9 protein-coding genes and 1 other RNA gene are annotated in these 7238 nt (G+C 50.4%); 5 read left to right on the plus strand and 5 right to left on the minus strand.

Annotated elements, in window-relative coordinates; all coding sequences use genetic code 11:
* Positions 1-229 precede the first annotated feature (229 nt).
* The 3 genes from GS12_RS09555 to GS12_RS09565 all read left to right on the plus strand — a co-directional run bounded on the left by GS12_RS09555 (position 230) and on the right by GS12_RS09565 (position 1339).
* Positions 230-583 (plus strand): hypothetical protein, encoded by a 354-nt coding sequence (locus tag GS12_RS09555; RefSeq protein WP_034946299.1) that lies wholly within the window; start codon positions 230-232, stop codon positions 581-583.
* Positions 584-716: 133 nt separating this feature from the next.
* Positions 717-1094, plus strand: a complete 378-nt coding sequence (gene tomB, locus GS12_RS09560; RefSeq protein ID WP_034912812.1) for an Hha toxicity modulator TomB — start codon at positions 717-719, stop codon at positions 1092-1094.
* A 26-nt stretch (positions 1095-1120) separates the two neighbouring features.
* A complete protein-coding gene (locus GS12_RS09565) occupies positions 1121-1339 on the plus strand; it encodes an HHA domain-containing protein (RefSeq protein ID WP_034912809.1) in 219 nt (72 codons plus the stop codon).
* A gap of 968 nt (positions 1340-2307) precedes the next feature.
* Here GS12_RS09565 and ffs read toward each other — a convergent pair.
* Positions 2308-2404: signal recognition particle sRNA small type (gene ffs / locus GS12_RS23305), an RNA gene on the minus strand.
* Positions 2405-2563: 159 nt separating this feature from the next.
* Here ffs and GS12_RS09570 point away from each other — a divergent pair.
* Complete coding sequence (locus tag GS12_RS09570) at positions 2564-2875, plus strand: MGMT family protein (RefSeq protein WP_034946301.1); 312 nt, start codon at positions 2564-2566, stop codon at positions 2873-2875.
* Positions 2876-2901: 26 nt separating this feature from the next.
* Here GS12_RS09570 and GS12_RS09575 read toward each other — a convergent pair whose 3' ends face one another.
* On the minus strand, positions 2902-3459 hold the full coding sequence (locus GS12_RS09575) for a YbaY family lipoprotein (protein WP_034912803.1): 558 nt from the start codon (positions 3457-3459) through the stop codon (positions 2902-2904).
* Between the two features lie 209 nt (positions 3460-3668).
* Between GS12_RS09575 and tesB the strand changes: the two genes are divergently transcribed.
* A complete protein-coding gene (tesB, locus tag GS12_RS09580; RefSeq protein ID WP_034946303.1) occupies positions 3669-4529 on the plus strand; it encodes an acyl-CoA thioesterase II in 861 nt (286 codons plus the stop codon).
* Positions 4530-4577: 48 nt separating this feature from the next.
* On the opposite strand, the gene amtB is transcribed toward tesB, so the two are convergent.
* The 3 genes from amtB to GS12_RS09595 all read right to left on the minus strand — a co-directional run.
* On the minus strand, positions 4578-5882 hold the full coding sequence (gene amtB, locus GS12_RS09585; RefSeq protein ID WP_407637856.1) for an ammonium transporter AmtB: 1305 nt from the start codon (positions 5880-5882) through the stop codon (positions 4578-4580).
* A 20-nt stretch (positions 5883-5902) separates the two neighbouring features.
* Positions 5903-6241, minus strand: a complete 339-nt coding sequence (gene glnK / locus GS12_RS09590; protein ID WP_034912798.1) for a P-II family nitrogen regulator — start codon at positions 6239-6241, stop codon at positions 5903-5905.
* A 196-nt stretch (positions 6242-6437) separates the two neighbouring features.
* Positions 6438-7238, minus strand: an 801-nt coding sequence (locus tag GS12_RS09595; protein ID WP_034946305.1) for an ATP-binding cassette domain-containing protein, incomplete at its 5' end; no start/stop codon positions are given.

Genomic DNA, 7238 nt, shown 5'->3' on the forward strand with positions numbered 1-7238 from the left:
CTGTGAACGGCTAAATGTATCTAAACATTACTCATCAAGATTTATATGCCGTCAACATTTGATAAAAATAGTGGAAGTCAGCAGAAGTAAAAAATTTACCGAAAAAAATACGAAAAAAATTAACGATAAACAAATCATAGAGATAGAAAAAAAGCGTATCCTTAACTTGCATCTTTAGCGTTGCGGGACAATGATCTGTATAAGAAGAAATGAACTTTGCGAGGAAGAAATGCGCAAAAGAATCGCCATTAATCCAGACCTGAATGAAGGGGATGGAGAAAATCTGAAACAGGTTGTTGCGCTAATAATCCCTGAAATAGTTGATGAACTCACAGATTCCATATTTTATTATTCTTCTAATGCCCAATATGTGCCGGAAAGCATTAACATTATTTCTATAGAAGAGATGCAGCCTGCGCGTTATAAAATGACCTATAGCTTCTCCTGGCGCGTTTTCAATGCCTGCCTCGATATTGATAGTGATGAAACCATGACCGATAAGGTTAATTTTGAACGATTTCCCGGTGCGATTGTTTTTGAGTTTCCGGGCGATGAACCTGAATCTTCTGCTAAAGCGCAATGATAATGTTGTTTTCTGAGTGGCGGTAAATAACCATTCGGATTTATACTATAATAATACGTATCGCTTCATGGCATACCACCTGCTGAATAGCCCGCATCGGCGGCATATTTCAATCGCTATGGAGGGGAAAAAGATGGACGAATACTCACCAAAAAGGCATGATATCGCCCAGTTGAAATTTCTTTGTGAAAGCTTGTATGATGAAAGCCTGGCCACCATTGGCGATAGTCATCACGGCTGGGTAAACGATCCTACTTCAGCAATTAATTTACAGATTAACGATCTGATTGAGCATATTGCTGCCTTTACTATGGTTTACAAAATCAAACATACTGAAGACGATGAGCTCATTACCCAGGTTGATGAATATCTGGATGATACGTTTATGCTTTTTAGTAATTACGGTATTAACGTACAAGACTTACAGCGCTGGCAAAAGTCAGTAAAAAGGCTGTTTAACATTTTTGCTAAAGAATGCGCGCCGACGATCCAGACCAGCCATTCGTTTTAGTAACCTCTTAATTTTATGGTTTAACAATGACAGATAAATGCCTGACAAAGACGGACTACCTGATGCGCCTGAGACGGTGCCGTTCTATTGATACGCTTGAGCGTGTTATTGAAAAAAATAAATATGAATTATCTGAAAATGAATTAGCAGTATTTTATTCGGCGGCGGATCATCGTTTGGCTGAACTGACAATGAATAAGCTTTACGACAAAGTTCCCGTCTCGGTTTGGAAATACGTTCGCTAACAGGAAGCGTGGAGTCAGGGAAGATAAAATGGGCCTGCCTGAAGAAGAAGTGTGTGGTTCCTGCTATCTGGTAACGCCTCCGGTAAAATCTTTCATTTCAATGTATTATACGGTGGCGGCCCATCTGACATGTCCTGCCACATTATGGCTCGGGCAAGTGACCTGAGAATCATAAAACATGCACGCTAAAGGGAATTTTCATTGCGTATTGCACATGAATAGCGTGACAGGATGCCTTAGCGCTTTATTGTAACTCTGTCACTTACCCGACTGCTGCCCGTAATAAAGCTGAATAACATTATCAGGCGTTCTCAAATTTTAACATCCGTTCCAGCCCTGTTCAGCCCGTCAGGAAAATCCTCTTTGCATTATTTCGAATGTTTCGCAAGCCGTCAGACTTCAAAAACCTGTGTTGTGCAAGGTTCATTACACGCCTGAATCCCATGAACTCAGTACTTCTTTTACGTGCCTGCACGTCCATAGCCCTCGGTATTTTTTAAGCCACATATAAATCGGAACAGGCGTGTAGACATTCCTTTTGATTGCGCTTTTTTATAATGAACCGTTAGCAAACGATTGTTAAAAGCAGGTTAAAGCCTGTCACTGATCCCATTGTGGACGCTAACTATTTTGCTGGTCAGGAAACAGGAGCTGACAGTGAAAAACATCATTTTTTTGATGTTTTCTGAAGTGCATTACGTAACTTGTCAGAATCATCACTATGTGGCGCCAGGAAAAGATAACGAGGGATAATCAGCATGGTTGACTACAGCTTTTTTCATGTAAGGCAGAGAGGCATTATCGGGCAGGGATGGACTGCGGAAGGCGTTGGAAAATTGTGAAGTCATGTAGCGCAATTCGCGTTTTGAACATCTGTGCAGAGGAAATCGAATTTAAGCGTTTCGGGGAAACCGTACGATAGTAGTGATTTGGGCGGCCATTGTGGCGTCAGCAGAATTGGGTGGGGGCCCTGCCAGCTACATCCCGGCACACGCGTCACCTGCTGCGGCTGCTTCCTTCCGGACCTGACCGAGTTCACAAGTTAGCATTGCGGGAGAACCAACCGGGCCCCCATTGGCTAGCTCCATGTTATGGAGCGAGGGCATTATCTTTGAACGCTATGGTAATTGCAACCCATCACCGGATGACCGTTCTTTTCTTGTACGATCCTTTCAGGTAAGTTCTTTCTGTCCAATAAGCATTGAGATGACAGGGAAAATTTACATGCATGAAGAAGACTCCTTGCGCCAGCGCATCTGGCAAATCGTTGCCGCTATTCCGTGCGGAAAAGTCGCCACCTACGGCGATATTGCGCGTCTTGCGGGTTCACCCGGAGCCGCACGTCAGGTTGGCGGCGTGCTGAAACGTCTGCCGGAGGACAGCAAGCTTCCCTGGCATCGCGTGATTAATCGTGCAGGCATGATTTCTCTTACCGGCGATAACCTTGAACGCCAGCGCGATGCGCTCATCGATGAGGGGATTGACGTCAGCCGGGAAGGCAAAATCGTGCTGAGCCGCTATCGCTGGGAAGGATAGCCGCCCCGAAGGGACGGCAAATCGGCTTACAGAGAGGTTGGCGCAGGTATCGCAGAGGAAGGGGAAACCTGCGTAGGCGAGGTAGAAGGAACGGTGGTCGCCGCGCCGCTTTGCGTCTGCATCGCAACGGAAGGAACCGGTACCAGCGTCAGCTCTTGTTTCGTGCCGCCGTTATTAATAACAGGCTTAACGCCATCGGTAATAAACATCATTTTGTTGTTAACGGTGATCGCCGCGCTCAGCAAAATACGTGCGTCGGGTTTAATATCCGCAGGATTGTAAGGCAGAATAAAGTTAAACGGCGCCTGTTTACCATCGGTGCGTACCACGCGTTGCGTAATCACTCTTGAAGGCGCATCTGCAACGGAGGCATCAGAGAGCGTTACGGTCAGGACGGCATCCGGCGGCAGAGCGATACGCTGTCTGATAAATATCGATCCGCTCACATTGGGCTGACGAATCGTTGCCTGCTGCCCTGCGACCTGCGATGCCAGCGTTGCCGTCGGCACATCTCTGCTCTTATCAGCACATCCTGAGAGCGCCACTGCCAGAGCGGCGCCGGTTACCATTGGCCAGACTTTCATTGATTATTCTCCTTCAGATCAATGCAATTATCGCTGCCTCAGCGGGCTGCATGAGACAGAATTTCACTACGTCTTTACTGTTCATTCTGGCACAAGTTATTGATTTTTCCATCCACGCCCGCTGTTTGAACAAGATTTCCCTCCATACCGTTGCGATAACTGGTCGGATCTCGCAAACTTAAGGCGAGACGACTACTGAGGAAGCCGCGATGAGCCAGGCGCTTAAAAATCTTGTTAATCTGCTTAATCTGGAAAAATTAGAGGAAGGGCTGTTTCGCGGGCAGAGCGAGGACCTCGGCCTGCGTCAGGTCTTTGGCGGTCAGGTGGTAGGCCAGGCGCTGTATGCCGCTAAACAGAGCGTGCCAGCGGAACGCATTATTCACTCATTCCACAGCTATTTCCTGCGTCCGGGCGACAGCCAGAAAGCCATCGTTTATGACGTTGAAAACCTGCGCGACGGACAGAGCTTCAGCGCCAGACGCGTTAGCGCTATTCAGAACGGCCATCCCATTTTTTATATGACCGCCTCTTTTCAGGCGCCCGAAAGCGGTCTTGAACATCAGAAATCGGCGCCTGAAGTGCCCGGCCCGGACAATCTGCCCAGCGAAAGCGAGATCGCCAAAAAGCTGGCGCATTTCATTCCTGAACGCGCACGCGAGAAATTTCTCTCCGAGAAGCCGTTCGAAATCCGGCCGGTTAAGTTTCATAACCCGTTAAAAGGCGATCCTGATGAGCCGGTCAGGCATGTCTGGATAAGAGCCAACGGCCCGATACCGGATGATAAACGCATACATCAGTACCTGCTGGGCTATGCGTCCGATTTCAACTTCCTGCCCGTGGCGCTTCAGCCACACGGCAAAGGTTTTCTTGAGCCGGGAATGCAGGTGGCGACCATCGACCATTCGATGTGGTTCCACCGGCCTTTCGACTTAAATCAGTGGCTGCTCTATAGCGTGGAAAGTACGTCAGCATCCGGCGCCAGAGGATTTGTGCGCGGCGAGTTTTTTACCCAGAATGGCATATTGGTGGCTTCGACAGTACAGGAAGGCGTAATGCGCGACAGGCATTAATACAAAAACGGCCTCTCGCGAGGCCGTTGTACTTTTACAGCAAATCCATTACTGGTTATAGGCACTTTCACCGTGGCTGTTAACGTCAAGCCCTTCACGCTCCTGCTCTTCAGGCACACGCAGGCCAACCATCATGTCCGCCACTTTGAAAGCAACAAACGCCACAACCGCCGTCCAGACAATAGTCACGCCCACGCTGAACAGCTGGATCCAGACCTGATGCCCCATCGTCACGCCTTCGGCATAACCTACTCCGCCCAGAGAGGAGGAAGCGAAAACACCGGTCAGCAGACATCCCACAACGCCACAAACGCCATGCACGCCGAAGACGTCGCAGGGATCGTCAACGCGCAGCCATTTTTTCAGCGTGGTCACGCCCCAGAAGCCCGCCAGACCGCCAACGATACCGATAATCAGCGCGCCGCCCACGCCCACATAACCACAGGCCGGAGTGACGGCGACCAGTCCGGCAATGGCACCGGAACAGACGCCCAACAGTGAAGGTTTGCCGCGCAGCGCCCATTCGCCAAATGTCCAGCTCAGCATCGCGCCCGCCGTCGCCATAACGGTATTGATAAACGCCAGGCCGGCGATTTCGTTCGCCGCACTGGCAGAACCGGCGTTGAAGCCAAACCAACCAACATAGAGGATCGCCGTGCCGGTGAATACCATCGGCAGGTTGTGTGGCTTAAACGCTTCTTTGCCAAAGCCTGCGCGTTTACCTACCAGGTAAGCGCCAACCAACCCGGCAACCGCAGCGTTAATGTGCACCACCGTGCCGCCCGCAAAGTCCAGCGCGCCATCCTGTGCCAGCAGACCGCCTGACCAGACCATATGCGCAATCGGCAAATAGGAGAAGGTGAACCAGATAGCAACGAAGATCAGCAGTGCGGAAAAGCGAATGCGCTCAGCCAGTGCGCCGACAATCAGTGCGACGGTAATACAGGCGAACGACGCCTGGAAAGAAACGTGAATATACTGATAGAAACTCCCTACCAGCGCCGTCAGCTGTATGTTTTTCAGCATAACCATACTGAACCCGCCGAAGAACGCGTTGCCTTCGCTAAACGCCAGCGAGTAGCCGTAAATCATCCATAGCACGCACACCATCGCAAACGTAACCGAGACCTGCGTCAGCATGGAGAGCACGTTTTTTGCGCGGATCAGACCGCCGTAAAACAGCGCAATGCCAGGCAGCGTCATAAAGAGCACCAGCGCGGTGCAGATCATCATAAAAGCATTATCGGCTTTATCCGCTACCGCAGGCGTAGCGGCCATCGCCAGTGAAGGTAACGATGCCAGGCCAGCAAGGCCGACTGCTGCAATTTTTTTATTCATTTTATCCCATCCCATCATCATACTTCGCCCCGAAATTACAGTGCGGCTTCGTCAGTTTCGCCTGTGCGAATACGGATAACCCGTTCCAGTTCTGCGACAAAAATTTTGCCGTCACCGATTTTCCCGGTGTAGGCGGCTTTGCTGATCACATCAATCACTTCATCAAGCTGATCGTCGGCAATGGCGATATCAATTTTTACCTTTGGCAGGAAGTTCACGCTGTATTCTGCACCCCGATAAAGTTCTGCGTGCCCCTTCTGGCGTCCAAACCCTTTTACTTCTGTTACGGTCAATCCCTGAATGCCAATGGAGGAGAGCGCTTCGCGCACGTCTTCCAATTTGAATGGTTTAATTACCACGGTAACCAGCTTCATACGTTCCCCTTCAGATAACGGCCGCTATATGGAATATGGATTGGTTAAAGCAAAGGCTGTGCCATAACGCTGCCAGGAGTTATTTAGCGCATCAGCGCGGGGCAGCAATGAAAAAAAGGGGTCGGGTGGTCAGGAAGAGTAAAAAAAACGCACCATTGCGGTGCGTTGTGCGTTCAGTCAGTGCAGAATTTTCTTATCACGCATTTTCCTGGTGCAGTGGAGCAGCGTGCAAATCTTCACCTGCCCGCTGAAGCTGATACATCTGCCAATAGCGCCCCTGTTTTTCCAGAAGATCATGATGATTGCCCTGCTCAACGACGCGCCCACGGTGCAGCACCACAATCGTATCGGCTTCGGTGATCGTTGAAAGGCGGTGAGCGATCACCACCAGCGTGGTCTGCTGTCGAACAGCATGCAGCGCTTTTTGAATCGCCTGCTCCGTCCCCGAGTCGATATTGGCGGTGGCCTCGTCGAGGATCAGGATCTGCGGCGTGGCAACCAGCACGCGTGCCAGCGCCAGCAGCTGTTTTTGCCCGACGGAGAGCGTGTTTCCCTGTTCACCGAGTCGGGTGTGAATTCCGTTTACCAGACCGCTCGCCAGTTCGGCCAGCTGCACCGTCTCCAGCGCCTGCCATACCGTGTCTTCAGCGATATTGCGGCCCAGCGTCACGTTAGTCATAAGGGTATCCGCCAGCACTACCGGGTCCTGCTGTACCATCGCCACGCCCTGCCTTAACGCCGCATGGCTGAACATGCTGAGCGGGCGGCCATCAAGCAGGATTTCGCCCTGCTCAATCGGATAATAACCCATCAGCAGATTTGCCAGCGTACTTTTCCCGCTGCCGGTATGGCCTACCAGGGCGACAAAACTGTGCGACGGTACGGTAAGATTAATATCATGCAGGACGTAACGATCGTCGCGGTAAGCAAAATTCAAATCGGCAATCGTTATACTGCCCGAATTCAGCGACGAGACATCATGACCATAGTGCTGGCG

This window comes from Erwinia oleae, from assembly GCF_000770305.1.
Lineage (GTDB): Bacteria > Pseudomonadota > Gammaproteobacteria > Enterobacterales > Enterobacteriaceae > Erwinia > Erwinia oleae.

Coding starts and splice junctions, on each gene's coding strand:
- tesB (WP_034946303.1), top strand. CDS start 3,669: ATGAGCCAGGCGCTTAAAAATCTTGTTAATCTGCTTAATCTGGAAAAA.
- GS12_RS09570 (WP_034946301.1), top strand. CDS start 2,564: ATGCATGAAGAAGACTCCTTGCGCCAGCGCATCTGGCAAATCGTTGCC.
- GS12_RS09565 (WP_034912809.1), top strand. CDS start 1,121: ATGACAGATAAATGCCTGACAAAGACGGACTACCTGATGCGCCTGAGA.
- tomB (WP_034912812.1), top strand. CDS start 717: ATGGACGAATACTCACCAAAAAGGCATGATATCGCCCAGTTGAAATTT.
- amtB (WP_407637856.1), bottom strand. CDS start 5,882: ATGGGATGGGATAAAATGAATAAAAAAATTGCAGCAGTCGGCCTTGCT.
- GS12_RS09575 (WP_034912803.1), bottom strand. CDS start 3,459: ATGAAAGTCTGGCCAATGGTAACCGGCGCCGCTCTGGCAGTGGCGCTC.
- glnK (WP_034912798.1), bottom strand. CDS start 6,241: ATGAAGCTGGTTACCGTGGTAATTAAACCATTCAAATTGGAAGACGTG.
- GS12_RS09555 (WP_034946299.1), top strand. CDS start 230: ATGCGCAAAAGAATCGCCATTAATCCAGACCTGAATGAAGGGGATGGA.